The organism is Massilia sp. TWR1-2-2, assembly GCF_049897565.1.
Classification (GTDB): Bacteria; Pseudomonadota; Gammaproteobacteria; order Burkholderiales; family Burkholderiaceae_D; genus JAFCUW01.
The window spans coordinates 13101-37268 of sequence record NZ_JAFCWM010000013.1; the positions used below are offsets into that span (position 1 = coordinate 13101).

25 protein-coding genes are annotated in these 24168 nt (G+C 64.5%); 13 read left to right on the forward strand and 12 right to left on the reverse strand.

All coding sequences use genetic code 11. The features are described 5' to 3' along the window. Positions 1–203: 203 nt before the first annotated feature. Both ACP7DD_RS13865 and ACP7DD_RS13870 read left to right on the forward strand, forming a co-directional pair. Positions 204–1838 carry an AMP-binding protein gene (locus tag ACP7DD_RS13865; protein ID WP_426175400.1) on the forward strand — a complete coding sequence of 545 codons (1635 nt, stop codon included), beginning with the start codon at positions 204–206 and terminating at the stop codon, positions 1836–1838. 98 nt (positions 1839–1936) lie between these two features. Continuing rightward, the gene (locus ACP7DD_RS13870; RefSeq protein WP_426175554.1) at positions 1937–3067 is read left to right on the forward strand and encodes an ABC transporter substrate-binding protein; all 1131 of its coding nucleotides are present in this window, start codon (positions 1937–1939) and stop codon (positions 3065–3067) included. 48 nt (positions 3068–3115) lie between these two features. Here the strand turns inward: ACP7DD_RS13870 and ACP7DD_RS13875 are convergent, their stop codons facing one another. The 5 genes from ACP7DD_RS13875 to ACP7DD_RS13895 are packed head-to-tail and all read right to left on the reverse strand — an operon-like array spanning position 3116 to position 7581. After that, positions 3116–3937, reverse strand: a complete 822-nt coding sequence (locus ACP7DD_RS13875; RefSeq protein ID WP_426175401.1) for a glucose 1-dehydrogenase — start codon at positions 3935–3937, stop codon at positions 3116–3118. Continuing rightward, positions 3934–4518 carry a cysteine hydrolase family protein gene (locus ACP7DD_RS13880; protein ID WP_426175402.1) on the reverse strand — a complete coding sequence of 195 codons (585 nt, stop codon included), beginning with the start codon at positions 4516–4518 and terminating at the stop codon, positions 3934–3936. Before ACP7DD_RS13880 ends, ACP7DD_RS13875 begins: the two co-directional genes overlap by 4 nt. Then, a complete protein-coding gene (locus ACP7DD_RS13885; RefSeq protein ID WP_426175403.1) occupies positions 4518–5051 on the reverse strand; it encodes an aromatic-ring-hydroxylating dioxygenase subunit beta in 534 nt (177 codons plus the stop codon). Before ACP7DD_RS13885 ends, ACP7DD_RS13880 begins: the two co-directional genes overlap by 1 nt. Continuing rightward, positions 5041–6366 carry an aromatic ring-hydroxylating dioxygenase subunit alpha gene (locus ACP7DD_RS13890; protein WP_426175404.1) on the reverse strand — a complete coding sequence of 442 codons (1326 nt, stop codon included), beginning with the start codon at positions 6364–6366 and terminating at the stop codon, positions 5041–5043. Before ACP7DD_RS13890 ends, ACP7DD_RS13885 begins: the two co-directional genes overlap by 11 nt. Positions 6367–6369: 3 nt before the next feature. After that, positions 6370–7581, reverse strand: a complete 1212-nt coding sequence (locus ACP7DD_RS13895) for a dienelactone hydrolase family protein (protein WP_426175405.1) — start codon at positions 7579–7581, stop codon at positions 6370–6372. A 139-nt stretch (positions 7582–7720) separates the two neighbouring features. Between ACP7DD_RS13895 and ACP7DD_RS13900 the strand changes: the two genes are divergently transcribed. After that, a complete protein-coding gene (locus tag ACP7DD_RS13900; RefSeq protein WP_426175406.1) occupies positions 7721–8707 on the forward strand; it encodes an AraC family transcriptional regulator in 987 nt (328 codons plus the stop codon). Between the two features lie 5 nt (positions 8708–8712). Here the strand turns inward: ACP7DD_RS13900 and ACP7DD_RS13905 are convergent, their stop codons facing one another. Further along, positions 8713–9327 carry a TetR/AcrR family transcriptional regulator gene (locus ACP7DD_RS13905; RefSeq protein ID WP_426175407.1) on the reverse strand — a complete coding sequence of 205 codons (615 nt, stop codon included), beginning with the start codon at positions 9325–9327 and terminating at the stop codon, positions 8713–8715. Positions 9328–9370: 43 nt separating this feature from the next. Next, the gene (locus ACP7DD_RS13910; protein ID WP_426175408.1) at positions 9371–9538 is read right to left on the reverse strand and encodes a hypothetical protein; all 168 of its coding nucleotides are present in this window, start codon (positions 9536–9538) and stop codon (positions 9371–9373) included. 74 nt (positions 9539–9612) lie between these two features. Here ACP7DD_RS13910 and ACP7DD_RS13915 point away from each other — a divergent pair, with 74 nt between their 5' ends. Further along, entirely contained in the window at positions 9613–10638 is a 1026-nt protein-coding gene (locus ACP7DD_RS13915; RefSeq protein ID WP_426175409.1) for a glycosyltransferase, read from the forward strand. Positions 10639–10702: 64 nt separating this feature from the next. Here ACP7DD_RS13915 and ACP7DD_RS13920 read toward each other — a convergent pair whose 3' ends face one another. Genes ACP7DD_RS13920 through ACP7DD_RS13940 form a run of 5 tightly spaced genes read right to left on the reverse strand, consistent with a single transcriptional unit; the run spans position 10703 to position 14555 of the window. Continuing rightward, entirely contained in the window at positions 10703–11170 is a 468-nt protein-coding gene (locus ACP7DD_RS13920) for a MarR family winged helix-turn-helix transcriptional regulator (RefSeq protein WP_426175410.1), read from the reverse strand. A 24-nt stretch (positions 11171–11194) separates the two neighbouring features. Continuing rightward, positions 11195–11905, reverse strand: a complete 711-nt coding sequence (locus tag ACP7DD_RS13925) for an ABC transporter ATP-binding protein (protein WP_426175411.1) — start codon at positions 11903–11905, stop codon at positions 11195–11197. Then, on the reverse strand, positions 11902–12669 hold the full coding sequence (locus tag ACP7DD_RS13930) for an ABC transporter ATP-binding protein (protein WP_426175412.1): 768 nt from the start codon (positions 12667–12669) through the stop codon (positions 11902–11904). Before ACP7DD_RS13930 ends, ACP7DD_RS13925 begins: the two co-directional genes overlap by 4 nt. Next, positions 12666–13622, reverse strand: coding sequence for a branched-chain amino acid ABC transporter permease (locus ACP7DD_RS13935; protein WP_426175413.1), 957 nt, complete (start codon positions 13620–13622; stop codon positions 12666–12668). The genes ACP7DD_RS13930 and ACP7DD_RS13935 overlap by 4 nt, the downstream gene beginning before the upstream one ends. A gap of 12 nt (positions 13623–13634) precedes the next feature. Then, positions 13635–14555: a branched-chain amino acid ABC transporter permease gene (locus ACP7DD_RS13940; RefSeq protein ID WP_426175414.1), complete on the reverse strand. Its 921-nt coding sequence runs from the start codon at positions 14553–14555 to the stop codon at positions 13635–13637. A 162-nt stretch (positions 14556–14717) separates the two neighbouring features. Here ACP7DD_RS13940 and ACP7DD_RS13945 point away from each other — a divergent pair, with 162 nt between their 5' ends. From ACP7DD_RS13945 to ACP7DD_RS13985, 9 genes are all read left to right on the forward strand, one after another. Further along, positions 14718–17111 carry a bifunctional salicylyl-CoA 5-hydroxylase/oxidoreductase gene (locus ACP7DD_RS13945; RefSeq protein ID WP_426175415.1) on the forward strand — a complete coding sequence of 798 codons (2394 nt, stop codon included), beginning with the start codon at positions 14718–14720 and terminating at the stop codon, positions 17109–17111. 1 nt (position 17112) lies between these two features. Then, entirely contained in the window at positions 17113–17895 is a 783-nt protein-coding gene (locus ACP7DD_RS13950) for an SDR family NAD(P)-dependent oxidoreductase (RefSeq protein ID WP_426175417.1), read from the forward strand. 124 nt (positions 17896–18019) lie between these two features. Then, on the forward strand, positions 18020–18493 hold the full coding sequence (locus tag ACP7DD_RS13955) for a MarR family winged helix-turn-helix transcriptional regulator (protein ID WP_426175555.1): 474 nt from the start codon (positions 18020–18022) through the stop codon (positions 18491–18493). Between the two features lie 8 nt (positions 18494–18501). Beyond that, on the forward strand, positions 18502–19356 hold the full coding sequence (locus ACP7DD_RS13960) for an enoyl-CoA hydratase family protein (protein WP_426175418.1): 855 nt from the start codon (positions 18502–18504) through the stop codon (positions 19354–19356). Positions 19357–19364: 8 nt separating this feature from the next. Next, positions 19365–20561 carry an acyl-CoA dehydrogenase family protein gene (locus tag ACP7DD_RS13965; RefSeq protein WP_426175419.1) on the forward strand — a complete coding sequence of 399 codons (1197 nt, stop codon included), beginning with the start codon at positions 19365–19367 and terminating at the stop codon, positions 20559–20561. Continuing rightward, positions 20554–21021 carry an acyl-CoA thioesterase gene (locus ACP7DD_RS13970; RefSeq protein WP_426175420.1) on the forward strand — a complete coding sequence of 156 codons (468 nt, stop codon included), beginning with the start codon at positions 20554–20556 and terminating at the stop codon, positions 21019–21021. Before ACP7DD_RS13965 ends, ACP7DD_RS13970 begins: the two co-directional genes overlap by 8 nt. A gap of 19 nt (positions 21022–21040) precedes the next feature. Next, positions 21041–21433 (forward strand): RidA family protein, encoded by a 393-nt coding sequence (locus ACP7DD_RS13975; protein ID WP_426175421.1) that lies wholly within the window; start codon positions 21041–21043, stop codon positions 21431–21433. Positions 21434–21437: 4 nt separating this feature from the next. Continuing rightward, positions 21438–22925, forward strand: a complete 1488-nt coding sequence (locus ACP7DD_RS13980; protein ID WP_426175422.1) for a 3-hydroxyacyl-CoA dehydrogenase — start codon at positions 21438–21440, stop codon at positions 22923–22925. 45 nt (positions 22926–22970) lie between these two features. Then, positions 22971–24158, forward strand: coding sequence for an acyl-CoA dehydrogenase (locus ACP7DD_RS13985; protein WP_426175423.1), 1188 nt, complete (start codon positions 22971–22973; stop codon positions 24156–24158). Positions 24159–24168: the final 10 nt, after the last annotated feature.

The following is a 24168-nucleotide window of genomic DNA, read 5'->3' on the forward strand; positions in this document are numbered from 1 at the left end:
TTTGACACTAATTTAAGTCTAAACAATTTAACTGTCAATAAATATATTGTGGTTGCAGAACCGCTCGGGGAAGCCGCATGGAACGGCGCAAAAACGCTTGATCTTTATATACTTTAGGCTTAAAGTAATAATGCCAAGGGGCTGAAGATGAGGCCTGACTGGGGCGCCTGGCGCCACGCAAAAACCGACTCACCGGAGACCGCATGACCCCGACCGCCCATCTCGATACCTTCGCCAACGACAACCTGCCGCCACGTTCGCTGTGGCCCGAACTTCGGTTCGATCTCGACGAGCTGTCCTATCCCGAACGGCTCAACTGCGCCGTAGAACTACTCGACAAAATGGTCTCCGGCGGCCACGCGCAGTCGCCCGCCGTTCACGGCGCCGACGCCAGCTGGACCTACCAGCAGCTGCTCGAAACGGTGAACCGCATCGCCCATGTGCTCAAGGACGACCTCAAGCTCGTGTCGGGCAACCGCGTGCTGCTGCGCGGCGCGAACAACCCGATGATGGCGGCGTGCGTGCTGGCCGTCTGGAAGGCCGGCTGCATCGCCGTGCCGACCATGCCGCTGCTGCGCGCGAAGGAGCTCGCCACCATCATCGACCTGGCGAAGGTCGACGCGGTGCTGTGCGCCGACGACCTGAAAGAAGAAATCGCAGGCGCGCTGGCAAAGTCGCCGGTACCGGCCAGCGCGCTGTATTTCAATGCCGCCGGCGCCGATGCGCTGGAGGCGCTGATGGCCGCCAAGCCGGCCAGTTTCGACGCGGTCGACACGTCGGCCGAAGATGTCTGCATCATCGGTTTCACTTCGGGCACCACCGGCCGGCCGAAAGGCACGATGCATTTTCACCGCGATATCATGGTCATCTGCGACTGCTTCCCGCGCTCGATGCTGAAGGTACAAGCCAGCGACGTATTTATCGGCACGCCGCCGCTGGCGTTCACGTTCGGCCTGGGCGGGCTGCTGCTTTTCCCGCTGCGTTACGGCGCCTGCGCGGTGCTGCTCGAGAAGATGACGCCGGCCTTGCTGCTGGCGGCGATTGCCAAGTATCGCGCCACCATCTGCTTCACGGCGCCGACCTTCTACCGCCAGATGGCGCCGCTGGCGCACGAGCATGACCTGTCAAGCCTGACGCGCACCGTGTCGGCCGGCGAAGCGCTGCCGCTGGCCACGCGCATCAGCTGGCAGCAGGCCACGGGCCTTGCCATGATCGACGGTATCGGCGCCACCGAGATGCTGCACATCTTCATCTCCGCGGCCGGCGACGATATTCGCCCGGGCGCCACCGGCAAGCCGATCCCCGGCTACCAGGCCTGCATCATCGACGAAAACGGCGAACAGGCCGGGCCCGGCGTGACCGGGCGGCTGGCAGTGAAGGGGCCAACCGGCTGCCGCTACCTGGCCGACCCGCGCCAGGCCGACTACGTGCTCAATGGCTGGAACCTCACTGGCGACGCCTATCAGGTCGACGCCGACGGTTATTACTGGTATCAGGCGCGCACTGACGATATGATCATCTCGGCCGGCTATAACATCGCCGGCCCCGAAGTGGAGGACGCGCTGCTGCTGCATCCGCTGGTGACCGAGTGCGGCGTGGTAGGGTGTCCGGATGAGGAACGTGGCCAGGTCGTGCTGGCGTATGTCGTGCTCAAGGCGGGAACCGAGGGCACGCCCGAGCTTGCGAAGGAGCTGCAAGACTTCGTCAAGCGAACGGTGGCGCCATACAAGTATCCGCGTAAGATCGAATTTCGTACCAGCCTGCCGCGCACGGGCACCGGCAAGCTTCAGCGTTTCGTGCTGCGGAAGGAAGCGACCGGACAGAGTGAAGTGAAATAAGAAGCGCAGCGAAAAGAAGGCCGCAGTTGCGGCTCACACGATTGTTCAACCAGGAGTCGACATTGAAATTATTACGCCTTTCCGCAGCGGTTCTCGCGATGACCGCAGCTTGCGCGGCGCACGGCGCCGACAAAGTTAAAGTCGGCATGCTCACCACCTTGTCCGGTGCGGGCGCCGGCCTTGGCGTCGACATCCGCGACGGCTTCTCGCTCGCGCTGACGCACCTCGACAACAAGTTCGGCACGCTGCCGGTCGAAGTGTTCACCAGCGACGACCAGCAAAGCCCGGACGTGGCCAAGCAGATGACCGAGCGGCTGCTGAAAAAGGAAAAGGTCGATTTCATGACAGGGATCGTGTTCTCGAACGTGATGCTGGCAGTGGGCCCTAGCGTGTTCGCCGCCAAGACGCACTTCATCAGCGCCAACGCCGGCCCGTCGCAATACGCCGGCGACCAGTGCAATCCGTATTTCTTCAACGTCGCCTGGCAGAACGATAACCTCGACGAGGCAGTCGGCAAGCAGGTCACCGCGCAGGGCTACAAGAACGTCGTGCTGATCGCGCCCAACTACCCCGGCGGCAAGGACGCGCTGACCGGCTTCAAGCGCTACTACAAGGGCAAGGTCGCCGACGAGATCTACACCAAGCTCGGTCAGCTCGATTACGGCGTCGAACTGTCGCAGATCCGCGCTGCCAAGCCGGACGCGGTATTCATCTTCCTGCCGGGCGGGATGGGGATCAACTTCATCAAGCAGTTCGTCGACTCCGGCCTGTCCAAGAGCGCGCAGCTGTTCGGCCCGGGCTTCTCGGCCGACGAGGACATCATCAAGGCGGTCGGCGCGCCGATGCTCGGCATGTTCAACGCGTCGCAGTGGGGCCACGACATGGACAACCCGCAGAACAAGCGCTTTGTCGCCGACTTCCAGAAGAAGTATGGCCGCCTGCCGTCGCTGTATGCGTCGCAGGGCTATGATGCGGCGATGCTGATGGATTCGGCCGTGCGCGGCGTCAAGGGCAAGATCGAAGACAAGGAAGCACTCGGCAAGGCGCTGAAAGCGGCCAACTTCAAATCGGTGCGCGGCGCCTTTAAGTTCGGCAACAACAACTATCCGGTGCAGGATTACTATGCGCGCGTGATCGGCACCGACAAGCAGGGCCGCATCACCAACCGCACCTTGGGACCGATCCTTACCAATCATGGCGACGCGTACTCGGCGTCGTGCAAGATGTAAAGAGCGATAGTCGCAAGATGAAAGAGGCCAGGAAATCCTGGCCTTTTTCTATTCCGTATCGTGCTGCTCGAACCAGGTGCGCGGCGAGATGCCGCGGTCTGGTCCCAGCACCGAAAAGCCGCCATCGACGGGGATGTCGACGCCGGTGATCCACGATGCGGCGCCCGACACCAGGAAGGCCACCGCATTGCCGACTTCGCTGCCCTGGCCGACCCGTCCAAGTGGATGGAACGGCGCGGCGACGGCATCGGCGCGCTCGCGCGAACCGTGGCTAAGCTGCTCGATCGACGGCGACCATGTCCATGCCGGCGACACTGCCACCACGCGGATACCGCGCGGCGCCAGCGTGACCGCCAGGTTCTTCGTCAGCTGCAGCAGCGCCGCCTTGGATGCGGGGTAGAGCGCGCGCCCGGCCGCACCGAATTTGCCGCCAGTGCTGCCAAGGTTGATGATGACGGCGCCGGGTTCCATGTGCGCCACCGCCTTTTGCGCGAAGATCGCGGCCGACACGAGGTTGACGCCCATTGTGCGGTGCCAGGCTTCGCGCGTGGAGTCGAGGCCGGCGTCGGTGTAGATGCAGGCGTTGTTGACCAAAATGTCGAGCCGGCCGAAGCGCTGCAGCGTGGCGGCGATGCAGCGGTCGATGTCGTCGTCGCGCTCGATGTCTGCTTCGCAGTACATCGCCTGCGCGCCCGGCCGTTCCAATAGCTCGGCCACGACTGCTGCGCCGGAACTGCGCCCGAGGATGACCACGTGCGCGCCGCAGGCCGACAGCACACGTGCGATGTCGAGCCCCAGACCCTGGGTGCTGCCGGTGACGATCGCCACCTTGCCGGCGATCGACGTGTCGGGGATGAATGCGGTGCTCATGCCTGCCACACCGAATCGACGTCGCACACCCGCGCGATCAGGCGCATGCTCTCGAGCGCGGCGGCGTGGGCGGCAGGCGTGCCGGCGGCGCAGGCGTCAGCGGCTACCGTTACTTCATAGCCCATGTCGACCGCGTGCCGCACCGTGCTCTCGACAACCGAATGGGTGGCGACGCCGGCGACAACCAGGCGGCGCGCACCGACCGCGCGCAGCACCGTCTCCAGCGACGACTCGTAGAAGCCGTTGATGCGCTTGTGGGTGACGACGAACTCGCGCGCATCGCCGTCGAGCGGCGCCAGGCTGTCGTAGAAACCGGCTCCCCAGCTGCCTTCGACCACTGCGCCGATGGCGGCGACGTTGCGGAAAATCGGCGCATTGGTCAGCAGGTCCGCGTAGTCGGGTCGGAACGCGACGCGCACGTGCACGATCGGCAGCGCACGCTCGCGCGCGTGTTTCAGCAGCTGCTCCGCCGCCGCGATCACGCCGGCGCGCAGCGGGCTGTCGGCCGCGATGCCGACGCGGATCTTGCCGTCGGGGTGCAGCACGTCGTTCTGGTAATGCAGCGCGATGACGGCGTCCATCAGATGAACACCTGCAGGCTGTCGTGCACCGCGTCGCAGTTGACCAGGTCGACCCGCTTCATGTTGATTTTCCAGCTGTCGCCGTGCGCCACCAGCTTGTGCGTGATACTGCCGGCCATCTGGCGCGGCGTGCCCTGGCGCCATTCGGTCATCTGAAAGACCGAGTGCACCACCAGCTTGTCGCTGCGATCGAAGCCGGCGGCGCTGACATTGCCGACCAGCCGCGAGGTGCGCGTGACGGGCTGCTGCGACCAGTTGCGCGCGTTCGACAGGCGCTTCATGCGCACTTCGCGCAGCATCTTGTCCTCCCACGCCAGCGAGATGTGGTCGTACGGACTTTGCTGGTCGTGCGCCTGCGCGATCCAGTACATGCCGTCGTCGGTCCACATGGCCAGCCAGTCGGCCAGCCGCCGCTCGTCGAGCGCGCGCGCTTCCAGGTACAGGAACTGCTGCAGGCGGTGCTGGAGGTCGAGCGATATCTCGGCCGGCCGCAGGCTGTCGGTCGATACGTCGAAGTCGAGGTCAAGCAGCATGAGCGGCCTCCGTATTCGTGGCGAGCATGTACTGCTTCCAGGCCCGGAACTGGTTACGCATCGGCAGTTCACTGGTGCCGTTGGTGGAGATCATCCCGCCTGGCACGACGCGGTCGGTGCCGAGGTAGCGGTGAAGACTGATCCAGTCGCCGCCGTGGGTCAGATTGCCGTCCTGGCAGCGCTTGTAGACTTCGACGTCGTCGGCCATGACGTTCGACGACGGTGAATTGATCACGTTGGCGTACATCAGGCTGCGCTTGAACACTGCGTCCGGCGCGCCCTTCAGGCGAAACGTCTGGATCTCGATCATGGTGCGGTCGACCGCCACCGGACGGATCACGCGGAACTGCTGGAACACGGTATGCGGCGAGCCGCTGCCGTAGATGATCGTGTTGTGGCGGTTCATGCCGAGGATCTCGAGCGCGCGCTCGCGGCCCCATGCCTGTTCGAGCACCTCGAAGTGGGCGCGCGTGACCGGGTCGCGTTCGGCCGCGCCCGGGTTGAAGATGCCTTCCATGTAGCCGTGGCCATTGTCGTAGGCGCACAGGTCGAGCTTTTCCCAGAACGAGTAAGGCTCGCCGTTGCCGTCCATGATGTGCAGCTCGAGCGGCATTTCGCCCATTTCCTTAGCCTGGTTGCGCGCGGCAACCACCGACGACTCATGGGTTACCTGCGCGTGCATCGTGTCGTGCAGGTTCTCGTAGAAGACCTTCCAGTTCGAGTTTTGCCACACCTTGAATACGCCGCCGGCCACTTCCACTTCGCCGACCGGCGAGCGGTCGCACAGGTTGTCGATCGACGTGATGACGCCACCGAGGAAGGACTTCAGGTCATCGCCCTGGGCGGCCTGGCTGGCGAACACGAAGCCGCGGTAGCTCTCGACCCGCGCCAGCTGGCGCATCGAAAAATCGGGGTGCTTGGGATCGAAGCAGGTGCCTTCGAATCCGGACTTCATCGGGGCGGCAAGGTGTGCGCCATCGAGCTTGAAGGTCCACGCGTGATACGGACAGCGGAAGAATTTTCCGGTATTGCCACAGCCGTCGGGAACCAGCTTGGCGCCGCGGTGCGGGCATCGGTTGTACAGCACGTAGACCTTCTTGTCGTTGGCGCGCACCATGATGACGTCCTGGTCGCCGATGCGGGTGGCGTAGAAGTCGCCCGCGTTCGGCACCTGGCTGTCGTGGCCGACGTAAATCCACGCGTGGCCGTAGATCCGTTCCATCTCCAGCTGGTAGAGATCGGGGTCGGTGTACACCGATTTGTGCACACTGTCGTCGCGCACCAGCGCGTCGATCTGTTCGTTGGTATAGGCCATGGCTTACTTTCGCATCAGCGTGTTGGAGGGCAGCGTCTCGTCGAGCAGCTTCCTGGCCGAGTCGATGCCGGCGACCGGCAGTCCGGCCGCATCGAGCGCGCCGATCTGCACCAGCACCGAGGCCTGGTCCCAGTAGATATGTTCGTGATACAGTTTGTCGCCCCTGAATTTGACGATCGCCACCAGCGGAATCTCGACGTAGCGGCCGGTTGGCGCCACGCCAGGCAGCATCCAGTCCACTTCGCAGGTATGGGTGAAGCAGAACAGCATTTCGTCGACGATCTGGGTGGCGCCGACGGTGCGCGAAATCGGCACCAGGCGCGTGTCGGGCGGATTGCTGTTGACGAAGTGATTGGTGTAAAAGTCGTGCAGCTTGTCGTAGCCGACGCCTCCGGTCATCGTCGGAATGTGGTTGACGTAGGGCTGCGGTACCATCGTCGCCATCGTGTCGTCGACATTGCGGGTGCCGAATTCGTATTCGCAGTGTTTGTCCCACAGCGCCGACAGGTCGAACTGCGGCCCGATCGCCTTGCGGAAGGCGGCCACCGACCGCTCGTGCGCCACCAGCGCGGACGGCTTGTCGTAGTGCTCCGACGGCGGACGCGCAAAGGCGTGGTCGACGTTGGGGTACAGGTACAGCTCGACGTTCGGCCGGCCCTGCAGCGCCGCAAAGATAGCCTCTCGCGCCGGCGGCGGACAGAATTTGTCTTGCTCGGCGAAGTGCAGCACCAGGCGGCCTCGGATGTTCGCCGCTTCGTCGAGCTGGTCCTGGATGCCGACGCCGTAGTAGCCGACCGCGACGTCGACGTCGCAGCGGCACGCGGCCAGGTAGGCCAGTTTGCCGCCAAGGCAGAATCCGAGCACGCCTGCCTTGCCTTCGAACTCGGGACGCGCGCGCAGCACCGCCAGCGTGGCGTCGATGTCGGCGATGCCCTTGTCCGGATCGAAGCCCTGGAACAGAGCGAACGCCGCCTGCCAGTCCTCCGGCGTGTAACCCAGGTCGACGTTCCGCTGCTGGCGCCAGAACAGGTCGGGCGCGAGCACCACGTAGCCCTCTTCGGCATAATAATCGGCCGTGGCGCGCACGAAGTCGTTGATGCCGAATATTTCCTGCGCCAGCACGATGCCGGGGCCTTTGCCCGATTTTGGCACTGCCAGGTAAGCGCGGAATTCGCCGCTGCCGTCGTTCGCTGCGATGGTGACGTAACTGCCCATATTCTCTTCCCCTCAAGGATGCGTGGATGTGCTGCCGATTGTGATCCGCAGCGGCGAGCGGCACTATCCGATTTTTGCATCCGCAAGCCGAATCGGGCGTTTAACTGATGTAGAATCGTTGGCAAGGGGGAGTGCATCAGTGGAGACCTGGCTCAAAGGCGAAGTGCAGAACTTGTACGACAAGGCGCCATTGTTCGCGTCCTCCGATCCGCACGAGACGCGCGCGCAGACCGGCCACGCATTCAAGGAGCACGAGTTGCGCTGGAATGGCGGCAAGGTCGACGCCGCGCTGCACCGAACCGACCTTGGCGCGCTGTCGTTCTTCATCCTGCGCTACGGCGCCGCAGTCCACATCGAGGCAGGGCGGCTGAACGGCTTCATGCTGTTCCAGGTGCCGCTGTCGGGCAGCGCGCAGATCCGCGTCGGCGGCCACTCGGTAGCAGCCTCGCCGCAGACCGGCGCGCTGGTCTCGCCGACCCTGCCGCTACAGCTGGACTGGAGCGAAGGATGCGAACAACTGCTGCTGAAAATTCCGCGCGAGCGCGTCGAGGAGACCTGCCGCGACCTGCTTGGCGGCGAACTCAAAAACGGCTCGATCGAATTTGCCCCGGAGATGCCGATGGACTGCGCGATGGGGCGCGCCTGGCAGCACCACCTCGGCGGCCTGCTGGCCAACCGTGGCTTTGCCACCGAAGCGCATGCGCGGCCGATGATCCGCGCCCAGGAACAAACGCTGATTCACCACCTGCTGCTGCGCCAGCCCAGCAATTACAGCGAGCGCCTGTGGCGCCAGAGTCCCGCGGCGCCGCAGCGCAAGCTGCGCGTGGCCGAGGAATTCATCCGCGGCCACCTGTTCGAGCCGCTCTCGCTCGAGCAGATCGCCGCTGCCAGCGGCGCCAGCCTGCGCAGCCTGTGCGAGGCGTTTCGCGTGCATTACGACTGCTCGCCGATGGGGTATGTACGCGAGAAGCGGCTCGATGCCGCCCGTGGCGCGCTGCAGACAGCGGCGCCGGGCGCCCAGGTGACCGACATCGCGCTGGCCTGCGGTTTCAGCCACCTCGGGCGCTTTGCGGCGATATATCGCGCCCGCTATGGCGAGACGCCGCTGCAGACGCTGAAGCGCTGAACCGCCTAGGTGTAGCGGCCGGCGTTTGAAAAACCCATGCTCGCATGCGAGGGGTTTTCCAACTCAAACTCACTGGTGATCGCACGCGCGAGCACATCGGGGTCATGCCCAGGCAACATCCCGTCGAGAATTAGCTGCGACAGGCCGTGAACCATGCACCATAGTGTGAGACTCGTAACGGCCGCGTCGCTCGCCGATGGGGAGCGGGCCAGCAGCGCCGCCCGCATCGCTTCGGAGGCCGCGATCCAGGCCGCTTGCAACTCCGGATGGCGGCCACGCTCGACGATGACTGGCCCGTACATCAGCCGAAAGCGACCGGGGCGCGCCACGGCAAAGCGCACATAAGCCTGCCCCATGGCGGCCAGTGGATCGTCCGCCGCGCCAATCGCTTCGCTCAGCGCGCGCCCGAAGTCCTCGAACCCCTTCTGAGCCACAGCGGCCAGCAAGGCTTGCTTGTCGCCGAAATGGCGATACGTGGCCGGCGGCGATACCCCTGCACGACGCGCGACTTCGCGCAGGCTGAACGCGCCGGCATCGCCTTCATCGATCAATTGATCGGCAACTTCGAGAAGCGTTTTACGCAAGTCACCGTGGTGGTAGGGTTTGTTGGATGTTGACATTGTTCACATAGGCGGTTTGTTTACGGCGTAAACATACTTTACTTCAAAAAGAGCACAACGTGAGAATACTGATCATGGCGCTCGGCAGCCTGGGCGATAACTTGCCATTCATGGCGCTCGGCGCCGAGCTGGCGCGGCGCGGCGCGGGCACGAGGTTCGCCTCTACGGCAACGGCTATTTCCAGCGTCACGCCGAGGAGCGCGGCCTGCATTTTACTGCGACCAGCGAGGCGGTCGAATACGAAAACTTCCTCAATTCCCGGCCGCCACCAACCCGAAGGAAGGCATGCGCCTGGTGGCCGCTGGCGTAATGGCGCGGGTGGAAGCGTCGCACCAGATCATGGCGCAGGATGTGTTGCCCGGTCAGACCATCGCTATCGCTTCGACCTTCGCCTTCGCGCCACGTTTGCTAAGAGAGACGCACGGCATTCCGGTCACCGTGATTCATCTGTCGCCGTCAGTGCTGGGCTCGGAATTTTGTGCGCCGCGCTTCTCCCCACTGGGCCATATGACCGCCCTGCCGCGCTTCGTCAAGCGTTTCATCTGGCGCACCATGGATAGCAAGTTTATGGATCCGCTTTATACGGTCCCGTTCAACCAGGTCCGCGCCCGCCTCGGCTTGCCACCGGTCGCGAGGATGTTTCACCAATGGCTGCACCAAGCCGACACAACGCTTTGCATGGCACCGGACTGGTTTGCCGCGCGCCAGCCCGACTGGCCGGTGCAGCTCGAAATGACCGGTTTCCCCATGGCAGAGCACGGTGAAAACCAGCCCCTGCCAATCGAGCTCACGGACTTTATCGATGCCGGACCGGCGCCCGTCGTAATTACCGCAGGCACGGCTAACGCGGTGTCGCACGCATTTTTCAGCAGTGCCATCGCCGCCTGTCGTCTGCTGGGAAAGCGCGCCATCGTTGTCACGTCGGACCCGAAGCAGCTGCCCCCCGACCTGCCATACGGCATGATCCACGTTTCCTACGCCCCGTTCGCCGCCTTGCTTCCGCACGCCCTGGCGTTCATCCCCCACGGGGGCATCGGATCGGTCAGCCAGGCACTACGGGCCGGTGTGCCGCAGATGATCCAGCCGATGGCTTTCGATCAGTTCGACAATGCCAGCCGCGTTACGCAGCTGGGCGTTGGCAACGAAGTGTTGCCTCGTCATTTCGCACCGGAGCGTGTCGCCCGCAGTCTGGAAACTCTCGTGACCGATGCCTCGGTAGTGGCAAGCTGCAAGCGATATAAGGACCTGCTGCAAGACGCGGACGGCATCATGCAGACCTGCAACCGGCTGTTGGAAGCGCTGAACAATTAAGTGCTTTGCATACGAATTGCTCAACACTGTAGTGAAGCGGACACGGGCCGCTCAGCCTCTACACCTAGGGGGCGTGCAGCGCGATCAGTTTTTTCAGTACTTCGACGAGCACCCTGGCGTTCTTGTCGCCGAGCGGGGCGAGCACGTCGCGCTCATGCTGCTTGGCCACCTGCAGCAGGGGCGTGACGACCTCGATGCCTTCGTCGGTGATGCTGACGAGGGTGCTGCGGCGGTCGGCAATGCCGGGCTGGCGCTGCACCAGGCCGAGTTTTTCCATGCGGTCGATGATCTTGCTCATGGTCGGCTGCTTTTCCAGCACGATCTGCGCCAGGTCGGTCACGTGCATGGCGCCGTCGAGCAGCGTGACGAGCACGCGCCAGTGCATCACCGGCACCTGGCGCGTGGCCAGTTCGGCGTTGAATTCTGACGATATGAGGCTGCTGCTGCGGGCCAGCAGGTAGGCCAGGTAGCCGTCCACGAAGCGTTCCGGTTCGCCGTTGTCGGCGGGAGCTGCTGCTTTTTTGTCGGCCATGAATCCTTCTGTGTCCCGGTGCTGCTAGACCCCTACATATCGGTGCCAGATGTCTGGCTCTTCGCGCAGCTGTTCGCTGCTGCCGGACCATACCACGCGACCGCGTTCGATCACAGTATGCCGGTCTGCCAAGGATAGCAGGCGATCGACGTATTTGTCGATGACCAGGATGGTCTGGCCATGCTCGCGCAGGTGGCGCAGGCACGTCCAGATCTCCTCGCGCACCAGCGGCGACAGGCCTTCGGTGGCTTCGTCGAGGATCAGCAGGTGGGGATTGGTCATCAGCGCGCGGCCGATGGCCAGCATCTGCTGCTCGCCGCCGGACAGCTGGTTACCCAGGTTGTCGGCGCGCTCTTTCAGGCGCGGGAACAGTCCGTAGACGCGCTCGAGGGTCCACGGATCGGTCGTTTTGCTGCGGTTGCCGGCGAACGCCACCAGGTTTTCGCGCACCGACAGGTTCGGGAAGATCTGCCGGCCTTCGGGCACGATCGCGATGCCGAGGCGGGCGATTTTGTCGGTCGCCATCGCGTCGATGCGCTGGTCGCGGAAAAACACTTCGCCGCGCTTGACCGGCGTCAGGCCCAGGATCGAGCGCAAGGTGGTGGTCTTGCCGACGCCATTGCGGCCAAGCAGGGTGGCTGTTTCGCCCTGCTTGATGTCCAGGCTGATGCCGAACAGGACCTGGCTGCTGCCGTACGCGGTTTCGATATTTTCTACACGGAGGATGCTGTTCATGCGATTGCCTCGTCGCCCAAATAGGCCTTCTTGACTTCAGGGTCGTTGCGGATCTGGTCGGGCGTGCCGGTGGCGATGACGCGGCCGGCCACCAACACGGTGATGCGGTCAGCCAGCTGGAACACCGCGTCCATGTCGTGTTCGATCAGGACCACGCCGATTTCGTTGCGCAGGTTGCGGATCAGTGGAATCAGCCGCGCCGACTCGTCCGGGCCCATGCCGGCCATCGGCTCGTCGAGCAGCAGCAGTTTCGGCAGCGTCGCCAGAGCCAGGCCGACTTCAAGCTGGCGCTGTTCGCCGTGCGCCAGGTTGCCGGCGATGATGTCGATCCGCGCTGCCAGGCCGACCTGGCCGCCGATGGCGCGCGCCTCGTCGAACAGCGCCTTGTCCGATATGGCCTGCTGCCAGAAGCGCATGCTGCTGCCGCGGCGCGCCTGCACCGCCAGTGCGATGTTGTCGAGTACCGAGTACTCCTTGAAGATGTTGGTGATCTGGTAGGAGCGCGCCAGACCAAGCTTGACCCGTTCGTGCATCGACACGCCGGTGATGTCGCGGCCGTTGAACAGGATGCTGCCCGACGTTGGCGCGATGGCGCCGGAGATCTGGTGGATCAGCGTGGTCTTGCCGGCGCCGTTTGGGCCGATGATCGCGTGGATCTCGCCGCGCGTGACGGTCAGGTCGAGGTTGTCGGTGGCGAGCAGGCCGCCGTAGCGCTTGACCAGGTGGCGCAGTTCGAGCAGGGTTTCGGTTGAAGTGGCGCTCATGCTTTGTCTCCGCGCTTACGTTGGAACAGGCTGGCCAGGCCGTGCGGCAGCAGCAGCACCACGCCGAGCAGCACGGCGCCGACGATGATCTGCCAGTGAATCGTGTAAGCCGACAGGATCTCTTCGAGCATCAGCATGACCACCGCACCGATCGCGCCGCCGAAGAAGAAGCCGGTGCCGCCCAGGATCACCATCACCATCAGGCTTCCGGACTGGGTCCAGTGCACCAGGCTTGGGCTGACCATCATGTTCTGGTTTGCCAGCAGGGCGCCGGCCAGGCTGGCCAGCGCGCCGGTAATGACGAAGCACACCAGCTTGTAGCGCATCACCGAATAGCCTACCGCCTCCATGCGCACTTCGTTCTGCTTGATCGCCTGCAGCACGCGGCCGAAGTGGGAATTGACCAGCCGGTAGACCAGGTACATCGAGATGCCGGTCAGGGTCAGCACTACATAATAGAAGTTGACGTCGGTGGCCAGGTCGAGCACCCCGGTGGCGGAGCGCTGCGGCATCGACAGGCCGTCTTCGCCGCCGTATTCCTTCAGGCCGACGAAGATAAAGTAGATCATCTGCGCAAAGGCGAGGGTGATCATGATGAAGTAGACGCCCTTGGTGCGCAGCGACACGAGGCCAATCAGGAACGCCAGCACGGCGCCGACGATCACAGCGACCGGCCAGCTGACCCAGGCCGACAGCACGCCATGGTGCATCAGGATGCCGACCGTGTAGGCGCCGGCGCCGAGGTAGGCGGCGTGTCCCATGCTGACCATGCCGCCGAAGCCGAGCAGCAGGTTAAGGCTGGTGGCGGCGAGCGCGAATATCATCAGGCGGCTGGCCATGCCGACATAGAACTCCTGGCCGAAGTGGTTTGCCAGCAGCGGGAAAGCGACCAGCGCCACCAGCAGGACGATGCCGGTAGTGCGCGACAATGGATGGTGCATTTGACTGATCATGGATGGTACTCCTTAGCCGCGCGCGGGGAACAGGCCCTGCGGTTTGAAAAACAGGACAGCGGCCATCAGCACATAAATGAGGATGGAGGCCAGGGCGGGGCCGACGCTGGAGGCGAAATCGGCCGGCATGATGGCGCGCAGGACTGCCGGCAGCAGGCTGCGACTGAGGGTATCGACGACGCCGACCAGCAAGGCGCCGACCAGCGCGCCGCGGATCGAGCCGATGCCGCCGATGACGATGACGACGAATGCGAGGATCAGGATGCTCTCGCCCATGCCCACCTGGACTGCCAGGATCGAGCCAAGCAAGGTGCCGGCCACCGCGCACAAGCCGGCGCCGACGGCGAACAGCAGCGTAAACACGCGCTTGATGTCGACCCCCATCGTGATCGCCATCTCGCGGTTCGAGGCGCCGGCGCGCACCAGCATGCCGAGCCGCGTCTTGACGACGATGAAGTACATCAGGACCGCGACGGCCAGGCCGGCAGCAATGATGAACAGGCGGAAGGAGGAGTAGAAGAAGCCTTCGAACAGTTCAACCGGCTGCGAGAAGATCGGCGGCGTGTTCAGCGTCAGCGGCTGCACGCCCCAGATCATGCGCACACCTTCGTTGAAGATCAGGATCAGGGCGAATGTGGCGAGCACCTGCGACATGTGATCGCGCTTGTAAAGTCGTCGCAAGACCGTCATCTCGAGCAGCGCGCCGAGGATGGCAGTGGCGCCGACCGACAGCACCAAACCGAGCCAGAACGAGCCTGTCAGGGCGATGAATGTGGCGGCGAAATAGGCGCCGACCATGTACAGTGAACCATGCGCCAGGTTGATGAAGTCCATGATGCCGAACACCAGCGTCAAGCCGGCCGCCAGCAGGAAGAGCATCAGGCCGAACTGCAGCCCGTTGAGCACATTTTCGAATACAAAGGTAAGGTCCAAGCCCATCTCCCAAAAATACTTGACATCTAAAATGTTTAGGTATGTAATAGTACATCAAGTTTAAACCGATGCAAGCCTTGAAAGTGAAATAATTTTGCGTTTCAAGGCAGCGCCAAACGGGTTGGACGCTGCACGAATGCACATCACAGATCGGGAGTGGGAATGAAGATTGTCTGCGTAGGAGGCGGCCCATCGGGCCTGTATTTTGGCCTGCTGATGAAGAAGCAGGATCCATCGCACGAGATCACGGTAATCGAGCGTAACCGGCCTTATGATACTTTCGGCTGGGGCGTGGTGTTCTCCGACCAGACGCTGGGCAATCTGGTCAACGCCGACGAACAGACGGCACGCACCATCCTGCAGTCGTTCAATCACTGGGACGACATCGACGTGCAATTCAAGGGCCGCACCGTTACTTCCGGCGGCCACGGGTTTTGCGGCATCGGCCGCAAGCGCCTGCTCAACATCCTGCAAGAGCGCTGCGAGGAACTGGGCGTCAAACTGATTTTCGAAACCGACGTCACCGACGACCAGGCAGTCGCCGCCCAGTACGACGCCGACCTTGTGATCGCCTGCGACGGTTTGAACAGCCGTATCCGCACCCGCTACGCCGACACCTACCAGCCCGACATCGATAACCGCCACTGCCGCTTCGTCTGGCTCGGCACCAAGAAAAAGTTCGACGCCTTCACCTTTGCCTTTGAAGAGACCGAGCATGGCTGGTTCCAGGCGCACGCCTATCAATATGACGGCGACACCTCGACCTTCATCATCGAGACGCCCGAACAAGTCTGGCGCAAGGCGGGCCTGGAAGACATGAGCCAGCCGGAGGCGGTGGCCTTCTGCGAAAAGCTGTTCGCCAAATACCTCGACGGCAATCCGCTGCTGAGCAATTCGTCGCACCTGCGCGGCTCGGCCATGTGGATCAAGTTCCCGCGCATCGTCTGCCAGCAGTGGGTGCACTGGAACCAGATCGGCGCCAAGCGCGTGCCGGTCGTGCTGATGGGCGACGCCGTCCACACCGCCCACTTTTCGATCGGTTCCGGCACCAAGCTGGCGTTGGAAGACGCGATCGAACTGGCGCGCTGCTTCGAGCTGCACGCCGGCGAAGGCATCGACGCCGTGATGGCGGCCTACCAGGAAGTGCGCGCCATCGAAGTGATCAAGATTCAGAGCGCCGCGCGCAACTCGATGGAGTGGTTCGAAAACGTCGAGCGCTATACCGGCATGGAAGCCGAGCAGTTCGCCTATTCGATGCTGACGCGCAGCCAGCGCCTGTCGCACGAGAACCTGCGCGTGCGCGACGCCGGCTATGTCGAACGCTACGAGAACTGGATCGCCGGCCGCGCGTTCGAGCAGGCCGGCATGTCGCGGCCGCAGACAAGGCGCAGCATCCCGCCGATGCTCACGCCCTTCAAGCTGCGCGGCACCGTACTTAAAAACCGCATCGTCGTTTCGCCAATGGCGCAGTATTCGGCCGTCGACGGCATCGCCGGCGACTATCACCTGGTGCACCTGGGCAGCCGCGCGCTGGGCGGCGCCGCACTCGTATTTGCCGAAATGACGTGCACCTCGGCCGATGCCCGCATCACGCCGGGCTGCCCGGGCCTGTACACGCCCGAACACACGGCCGCATGGAAGCGCATCGTCGACTTCTTCCATCAAAGCACCGACGCCAAAATCGCCATCCAGATCGGCCACGCCGGCGCCAAGGGCTCGACCCGCCGCGCCTGGGACGGCACCGACCTGCCGCTCGAAGACGGCAACTGGCCGCTGGTATCGGCCTCGCAGCAGCAGTACCTGAAGGGCGTGTCGCAAATGGCGCGCGCCGCCACAACCGAGGACCTGGCCCGCATCAAGGCCGATTTCGTGCGCGCCACCGAGGCGGCCGCCGAAGCCGGCTTCGACTGGCTCGAGCTGCACTGCGCCCACGGCTACTTCCTGTCGAGCTTCATTTCGCCACTGACCAACCAGCGCACCGACGAATACGGCGGCTCGCTGGAGAATCGCTGCCGCTATCCGCTCGAGGTATTCGCCGCCATCCGCGCCGTCTGGTCGCAGGACAAGCCGATCAGCGTGCGCCTGTCGGCCCACGACTGGGTCGAAGGCGGCATCACGCCCGACGACGCGGTCGCTATCTCGCGCCTGTTCAAGGCAGCCGGCGCCGACATGATCGACTGCTCGTCAGGGCAGGTCAGCAAACAGGAAAAGCCGGTGTACGGCCGCATGTACCAGACGCCGTTCTCGGACCGCATCCGCAACGAGGTCGGCATCCCGACCATCGCGGTGGGCGCCATCTTCGAAGCCGACCATGCCAACAGCATCATCGCTTCCGGCCGCGCCGACCTGTGCGCCGTGGCGCGGCCGCACCTGGCCAACCCGGCGTGGACGCTGAACGAAACGGCCAAGATCGGCTACACCGACATGCCGTGGCCGAAGCAGTACTACGCCGGCAAGAGCCAGCTTGAGCGCAACCTCGAGCGCGACCGCCAGATCGCCGCCGCCAGCAGCGGCCTGACGCCGCAGCAGGTCGCGGCCAAGCTGCTCGAGGGCTGATATGGATAACGCTCGCCCATTGGCCGGCAAGCACGCGCTAGTTACCGGCGGCGCGCGCGGAATCGGCGCCGCCATTGCCCGGCAACTGCTGGAGGCCGGCGCGCGCGTCAGCCTGGTCGGGCGCAGCGAGAGCGCGCTGGCAGCTGCCGTGGCCGAGCTGCGCGGCTGCGGCGATGTGGACGGTTTTACCGCCGACGTCGCGCAGGGCGAATCGGTCAAGCGCGCGTTCGACCTGGCGCGCGCGCGTTTCGGCGGCATCGATATCCTGGTCAATAACGCCGGCCAGGCAGCGTCGGCGCCGTTCCTCAAGACCGACGAGGCGATCTGGCAGCAGATGCTGGCGGTGAACCTGACCGGCACGTTCCTGTGCACGCGCGAGGCGCTGCCCGACATGCTGGCCGCAAAATGGGGCCGCGTCGTCAACGTCGCCAGCACCGCTGGCCTGACCGGCTACGGCTATGTGGCCGCCTACTGCGCGGCAAAGCATGGCGTCATCGGCCTGACCCGCTCACTGGCGCTGGAAGTGGCAACCAAGGGCATTACCGTCAACGCGGTCTGCCCGGGATACACTGAAACCGACATCGTCAAGGATGCGGTGGCAAATATCGTCGCCAAGACTGGACGCACCGAGGAACAGGCGCACGCCGAACTGGCGGCCGGCAATCCGCAAAAGCGCCTGGTTCAGCCGATGGAGGTGGCCGGCACCGTCGCCTGGCTATGCCTGCCGGCGTCCGGCGCGATGAACGGACAGTCGCTGGCGGTAGCCGGCGGCGAAGTAATGTAAGAACGAACAGAACGAAGCAGAGTCTAATAAGTATAGGGAGACAAGCATGGCCCGCAAGAACGCAGTCCTTGAAGACAGCGAAAGCGATGCCGACATTGAAAAGCCGGTTGTTGCGGCGTTCGACATGGAGAGCCGCCTCACGCAGGAGCACCATCAGTCGCTCAAGTTGTGGTTGCGGATGTTGTCCTGCACCACGCTGATCGAGGCGGAGATCCGCACGCGCCTGCGCAGCGAATTCGACATCACGCTGCCGCGCTTCGACCTGATGGCGCAGCTCGACCGCCACCCCGATGGCCTGCGCATGGGCGAACTGTCCAAGCGCCTGATGGTCACCGGCGGTAACGTCACCGGCATCACCGACCAGCTCGAGCAGGAAGGCCTGGTGCTGCGCGCGCCGGTCGCCGACGACCGCCGCGCCTACAGCGTCAAGCTGACCGTCGCCGGCCGGCGCGCCTTTACCCGCATGGCGTCAGTGCACGAAGGCTGGATCTCGGAGCTGCTCGGCGGCCTGTCGACTATCGAGAAAAGCACCCTCATCGAGCTGATGTCGAAAATGAAGAGCCACCTAACGACTCAGTCGGACCCCGATCGGAAATAGGAAACCATATGCGCTATCTGCCAGGCGAACCACACCAGCTGCCCAGGGGCCGTAACTCCCTGGGCAATTACCAACCCGAGCACTTCCTGTTCACCGTGGAGCAGGGCGTCGCGACGCTCACCCTGAACCGCCCCGAGCGCAAGAATCCGCTGACGTTCGACTCCTACGCCGAGCTGCGCGACCTGTTCCGCGCGCTGGCCTACGCCGACGACGTCAAGACGGTCGTCATCACCGGCGCGGGCGAGAATTTCTGCTCCGGCGGCGACGTGCACGACATCATCGGCCCGCTGACGAAACTCGACATGCCGGGCCTGCTGGCGTTTACCCGCATGACGGGTGACCTGGTCAAGGCGATGCGCGCCTGTCCGCAACCGATCGTCTCCGCCATCGACGGCATCTGCGCCGGCGCCGGCGCCATTGTGGCGATGGCCTCGGACATCCGCTACGGCACCGCGCGCAGCAAGACCGCGTTCCTGTTCACCCGCGTCGGCCTGGCCGGCTGCGACATGGGCGCCTGCGCCTTGCTGCCGCGCCTGATCGGCCAGGGGCGCGCCTCCGAACTGCTGTTCAGCGGCCGCAGCCTCGGCGGCGAAGAAGCCGAGCGCTGGGGATTCCTCAACCGCCTGTGCGCGCCGGAAGCGGTGCTGGCCGATGCGCAGGCGTTCGCCCTGCAGCTGGCGCAGGGCCCGACTTTCGCGCATGGCATCACCAAGAAAATGCTGCAGCAGGAATGGAACATGGGCGTCGACGAAGCGATCGAGGCGGAAGCCCAGGCGCAGGCGATCTGCATGGCCACCAATGATTTCCACCGGGCCTACAACGCCTTCGTGGCCAAGGAAAAACCGGCATTCGAAGGTAACTGAGAGACATCATGGCAGACCAAAACTACCTGAACTGGCCCTTTCTTGAGCCGCGCCACCGCGAGCTGGCGTTGTCGCTCGACGCCTGGGCGGCGCAGAACATCGACCAGCAGCACGGCCATGACGTCGACGCGGCCTGCCGCGCGCTGGTGCGCCAGCTGGGCGACGCCGGCTGGCTAAAATATGCAATCGGCGGCACCGCGTTCGGCGCTTCGAGCGACGCGATCGACACGCGCGCGGTCTGCCTGATCCGCGAAACGCTGGCGCGCCATTCGGGCCTGGCCGATTTCGCGTTCGCCATGCAGGGCCTCGGCAGCGGCGCCATCACCCTGTTCGGCAGCGAAGCGAACAAGGAGAAATACCTGACCCGCGTCGGCCGCGGCGACGCCATCTCGGCGTTCGCGCTGTCCGAGCCCGATGCCGGTTCCGACGTGGCGGCAATGCAGTGTGCCGCCGTGCTGGACGGCGACCATTACGTGCTCAATGGCGAAAAGACCTGGATTTCGAACGGCGGCATCGCCGACCTGTACGTGGTGTTTGCCCGTACCGGCGAGGGCGACGATCCCGGGGCGGATCGTCGCGGCGCGCGCGGCATCTCCGCGTTTATTGTCGACGCCGACCTGGCGGGATTCGAGATCGCCGAACGGATCGACGTCATCGCGCCGCATCCGCTGGCCCGCTTGAAATTTACCAATTGCCGCGTCCCCGTCGCCAACCGGCTTGGCGAAGCGGGCAAGGGCTTCAAGGTCGCGATGGCCACGCTCGATATCTTCCGCACTTCGGTGGCGGCGGCGGCGCTCGGTTTTGCGCGCCGCGCGCTCGACGAGGCGCTGGCGCGCGCCACTACGCGCAAGATGTTCGGCAAGACGCTGGCCGACTTCCAGCTGACGCAGGCCAAGCTGGCCCAGATGGCAACCGGCATCGATGCCGCCGCCTTGCTCACCTATCGCGCCGCCTGGCAGCGCGACCAGGGGCAGCGCGTCACGAAAGAGGCCGCGATGGCCAAGCTGACCGCCACCGAAACGGCGCAGCAGGTGATCGACGCGGCGGTGCAGATGTTCGGCGGCCTCGGTGTCGTCAGCGAGCAGCCGGTCGAACGCCTGTACCGCGAAATCCGCTCGCTGCGCATTTACGAAGGCGCCACCGAAGTGCAGCAGCTGATCATCGCGCGCGAAATGCTCAGCGAGATGGCGGTGCCGAATGCCTGACCAACAACCCGCAGCAGCGGGTGCCTTCAGCATGCCAGTGACGGTGCGCTTCGGCGACTGCGACCCGGCCGGCATCGTGTTCTACCCGCGCTACTTCGAGATGTTCAACAATCTGGTCGAGGAGTGGTGTGCCGCAGGTCTTGGCTCGAGCTTTCGCAACCTGGTGATGCAGCGCGGGCTCGGCCTGCCGGCGGTGAGCATCCAGACCGACTTCATCGCCACCAGCACGCTGGGCGACAAGCTGACGGCCCAACTGAGCGTGCTGAAGATCGGCGGCTCGTCGCTGACGCTGGCGGTGCAGTTGATGGGCGAGGCCGGGGACGTGCGCGTGCGCGCCACCATGGTCGTGGTGCTGATCGATATCAAGAAGGCTAGCGCGGTACGCATTCCCGACCCAATGCGCGAACGGATCGCGCCTTTTTGCGCCCCTGAAGAACAAACTTACGAAGTACCAAACTAACAGAGACGAAAGGCACGACATGGATTTCCTTCAACCTCCTGGCTGGCCGCGCGCGCGCGGTTACTCGAACGGCATCTCTGCACGCGGGCGCACGGTGTGCGTCAGCGGCATGGTTGGCTGGGACGCCCAGTGCGTGTTCCACACCGACGACTTTGCCGGCCAGGTGCGCCAGGCGCTGCAAAATATCGTCGAGGTTCTGGCCGAAGCGAATGCCAGCCCGCAGCACATCGTCCGCATGACCTGGTATGTGCTCGATAAAAAAGAGTACGTCGATGCCTATCCAGCGATTGGCGACGCCTACCGCGACGTGATCGGCCGCCACTACCCGACCATGAGCGCGGTGCAGGTCGCTGGCCTGATCGAGGATCGCGCGCGGGTCGAGATCGAAGTCACCGCCATCGTCGAAGACTAGGCGCATGCAGACCTCACCTCAAGCGCAGCTGGTGCTGGGCGTCGTTGGCGCCGGCGCCATGGGCCGCGGCATCGCCCAGATCGCGGCGCAGGCCGGCGTGCGGGTGCTGCTGTTCGACGTCGCTCCAGACGCTGCGGCACAGGCACGCACCGCCGTCCTGGCGCAGCTCAAACGCATGCAGGACAAGGGCAAGCTGACCGAGGCCGCTGTAGCCGCGGCAGCCGCGTCACTCGAGCCGGCGCAGGAACTGGCGCAATTCGCCGCCTGCGACATCGTCATCGAGGCGATCGTCGAAAAGCTCGACGTCAAGCGCGCGCTGCTCGCGTCGCTCGAGGCCATCGTGCGCGATGACTGCGTACTGGCCACCAATACGTCGTCATTGTCGGTGACGGCGATCGCCGCGCAGTGCGCGCATCCGCATCGCGTGGCGGGCTTCCACTTTTTCAATCCGGTGCCGCTGATGAAGGTGGTCGAAGTGATCGCCGGCGCGCTCACCGATGACGCCAGCCTGGCATGCCTGACCGCGTTCGCCGAGCGGATCGGCCACCGGCCGGTGCGCGCCAGCGATACGCCCGGCTTCATCGTCAACCATGCGGGCCGCGGCTACCTGACCGAGGCGCTGCGCATCGCGCAAGAGAACGTTGCCGCTTTCCCGCAAATCGACGAAGTGCTGCGCGACGCCGCCGGTTTCAAGCTTGGACCGTTCGAGCTGCTCGACCTGACCGGCCTTGACGTCTCCCACCCGGTGATGGAATCGATCTACGAACAGTATTACCAGGAGCCGCGCTACCGGCCAAGCATCATCACCGCGCGCCGCCAAAGCGCCGGCCTGTTGGGCCGCAAGAGCGGGCGTGGCTTCTACCGCTACGACGCCGATGCCGCGCCGGCGGTACAAGCTGCGCCTGGCGCGGCATGGCCAGGGCCGGTCTGGATCGGCGCCGGCAGCGCGCAGACGCGCTCCCAGCTGGTCGAGCTGATGGCCCGCTGCGGCGCCGTCGTCGAGGCAGGTGCCTATCCGTCGGCCCAGGCCTTGTGCATCGTCGCGCCGCTTGGCGAAGACGTCTCGACCTGCGTCGAGCGCGAGGCGCTTGATCCTGTCCGCACGCTCGGCATCGACACGCTGCAAGGCTGCGCCCGGCGCCTGACCCTGATGCGCAATCCCGCTACCAGCTCCGCGATTGCCGCGCAGGCGCAGGCCATTGACGACAGCGCCGGCTTCATCGTGCAGCGCGTGCTGGCGACCATTGTCAATATCGGCTGCGACATCGTCCAGCAGGGCATTTGCAGCCCGGCCGACCTGGATGGCGCCGTCGTGCTGGGCCTGGGCTATCCGCGCGGGCCGCTGGCCTGGGGCGATCAGCTGGGCGCCGACCGCGTGCTGGCCATCCTGCGCAACCTGCAGCGCACCAGCGGCGACCCGCGCTACCGCCCAAGCCCATGGCTTGCGCGCCGCGCGCAGCTTGGCCTGTCGCTGCTGCATGTATCAAACTAATCAAGCAGTCACGCATCTAACCTATATACATCGAGGAGCTACGCCATGGCATCACCTAAAGCCGCTTTCCACTGGGACGATCCGCTGCTGCTGTCGGAGCAGTTGACCGACGACGAACGCATGGTGCGCGACGCCGCCCACGCGTACAGCCAGGACAAGCTGCAGCCACGCGTGCTCGAGGCATTTCGCCACGAGCGGATGGACACCTCGATTTTCCGCGAGATGGGCGAATTGGGCCTGCTGGGACCAACCATACCGACCGAATATGGCGGCTCCGGCCTCAATTACGTCAGCTACGGCCTGATCGCGCGTGAAGTCGAGCGGGTCGATTCAGGCTACCGCTCGATGATGAGCGTGCAGTCGTCGCTGGTGATGGTGCCGATCTTCGAATTCGGCACCGAAGCGCAGCGCCAGAAATACCTGCCGAAGCTGGCCTCCGGCGAATGGATCGGCTGCTTCGGCCTGACCGAACCGAATCACGGCTCCGACCCTGGCTCGATGATCACCCGCGCCAAAAAAGTCGACGGCGGCTACGCGCTCTCCGGCGCCAAGATGTGGATCACCAATTCGCCGGTGGCCGACGTGTTCGTCGTGTGGGCCAAGGACGACGAAGGCGCGATCCGCGGCTTCGTGCTGGAAAAAGGCATTGCCGGCCTGTCGGCGCCGGCAATCCACGGCAAGTTTGGCCTGCGCGCTTCCGTCACCGGGGAAATCGTGATGGACAACGTGTTCTGCCCGGAGGAAAACGCATTTCCCGACGTGCGTGGCCTGAAAGGTCCCTTCACGTGCCTCAATTCGGCGCGCTACGGCATCGCCTGGGGCGCGCTCGGTGCCGCCGAAGCGTGCTGGCACACCGCGCGCCAGTACACGATGGACCGCCACCAGTTCGGCCGGCCGCTGGCGGCCAACCAGCTGGTACAAAAGAAGCTGGCCGACATGCAGACCGAAATCACGCTTGGGCTGCAAGGCTGCCTGCAGCTGGGGCGCATGAAGGACGCCGGCACCGCGGCGGTCGAAATCACGTCGATGATGAAGCGTAACTCGTGCGGCAAGTCGCTCGACATCGCCCGCGTCGCGCGCGACATGTTGGGCGGGAACGGCATCTCCGACGAATTCGGCGTGATCCGCCACATGGTCAACCTCGAGGTGGTCAACACCTACGAGGGCACGCATGACGTCCATGCGCTGATCCTGGGCCGCGCCCAGACCGGCATCGCCGCTTTCGGCAACTGAGACGTGGCGA

Bases quoted from the DNA above. Each gene is read 5' to 3' on its own strand.
- ACP7DD_RS13865 (WP_426175400.1), top strand. From the start codon at position 204: ATGACCCCGACCGCCCATCTCGATACCTTCGCCAACGACAACCTGCCG.
- ACP7DD_RS13870 (WP_426175554.1), top strand. From the start codon at position 1,937: ATGACCGCAGCTTGCGCGGCGCACGGCGCCGACAAAGTTAAAGTCGGC.
- ACP7DD_RS13875 (WP_426175401.1), bottom strand. From the start codon at position 3,937: ATGAGCACCGCATTCATCCCCGACACGTCGATCGCCGGCAAGGTGGCG.
- ACP7DD_RS13880 (WP_426175402.1), bottom strand. From the start codon at position 4,518: ATGGACGCCGTCATCGCGCTGCATTACCAGAACGACGTGCTGCACCCC.
- ACP7DD_RS13885 (WP_426175403.1), bottom strand. From the start codon at position 5,051: ATGCTGCTTGACCTCGACTTCGACGTATCGACCGACAGCCTGCGGCCG.
- ACP7DD_RS13890 (WP_426175404.1), bottom strand. From the start codon at position 6,366: ATGGCCTATACCAACGAACAGATCGACGCGCTGGTGCGCGACGACAGT.
- ACP7DD_RS13895 (WP_426175405.1), bottom strand. From the start codon at position 7,581: ATGGGCAGTTACGTCACCATCGCAGCGAACGACGGCAGCGGCGAATTC.
- ACP7DD_RS13905 (WP_426175407.1), bottom strand. From the start codon at position 9,327: ATGTCAACATCCAACAAACCCTACCACCACGGTGACTTGCGTAAAACG.
- ACP7DD_RS13910 (WP_426175408.1), bottom strand. From the start codon at position 9,538: ATGCAGGCCGCGCTCCTCGGCGTGACGCTGGAAATAGCCGTTGCCGTA.
- ACP7DD_RS13915 (WP_426175409.1), top strand. From the start codon at position 9,613: ATGCGCCTGGTGGCCGCTGGCGTAATGGCGCGGGTGGAAGCGTCGCAC.
- ACP7DD_RS13920 (WP_426175410.1), bottom strand. From the start codon at position 11,170: ATGGCCGACAAAAAAGCAGCAGCTCCCGCCGACAACGGCGAACCGGAA.
- ACP7DD_RS13925 (WP_426175411.1), bottom strand. From the start codon at position 11,905: ATGAACAGCATCCTCCGTGTAGAAAATATCGAAACCGCGTACGGCAGC.
- ACP7DD_RS13930 (WP_426175412.1), bottom strand. From the start codon at position 12,669: ATGAGCGCCACTTCAACCGAAACCCTGCTCGAACTGCGCCACCTGGTC.
- ACP7DD_RS13935 (WP_426175413.1), bottom strand. From the start codon at position 13,622: ATGATCAGTCAAATGCACCATCCATTGTCGCGCACTACCGGCATCGTC.
- ACP7DD_RS13945 (WP_426175415.1), top strand. From the start codon at position 14,718: ATGAAGATTGTCTGCGTAGGAGGCGGCCCATCGGGCCTGTATTTTGGC.
- ACP7DD_RS13950 (WP_426175417.1), top strand. From the start codon at position 17,113: ATGGATAACGCTCGCCCATTGGCCGGCAAGCACGCGCTAGTTACCGGC.
- ACP7DD_RS13955 (WP_426175555.1), top strand. From the start codon at position 18,020: ATGGAGAGCCGCCTCACGCAGGAGCACCATCAGTCGCTCAAGTTGTGG.
- ACP7DD_RS13960 (WP_426175418.1), top strand. From the start codon at position 18,502: ATGCGCTATCTGCCAGGCGAACCACACCAGCTGCCCAGGGGCCGTAAC.
- ACP7DD_RS13965 (WP_426175419.1), top strand. From the start codon at position 19,365: ATGGCAGACCAAAACTACCTGAACTGGCCCTTTCTTGAGCCGCGCCAC.
- ACP7DD_RS13970 (WP_426175420.1), top strand. From the start codon at position 20,554: ATGCCTGACCAACAACCCGCAGCAGCGGGTGCCTTCAGCATGCCAGTG.
- ACP7DD_RS13975 (WP_426175421.1), top strand. From the start codon at position 21,041: ATGGATTTCCTTCAACCTCCTGGCTGGCCGCGCGCGCGCGGTTACTCG.
- ACP7DD_RS13980 (WP_426175422.1), top strand. From the start codon at position 21,438: ATGCAGACCTCACCTCAAGCGCAGCTGGTGCTGGGCGTCGTTGGCGCC.
- ACP7DD_RS13985 (WP_426175423.1), top strand. From the start codon at position 22,971: ATGGCATCACCTAAAGCCGCTTTCCACTGGGACGATCCGCTGCTGCTG.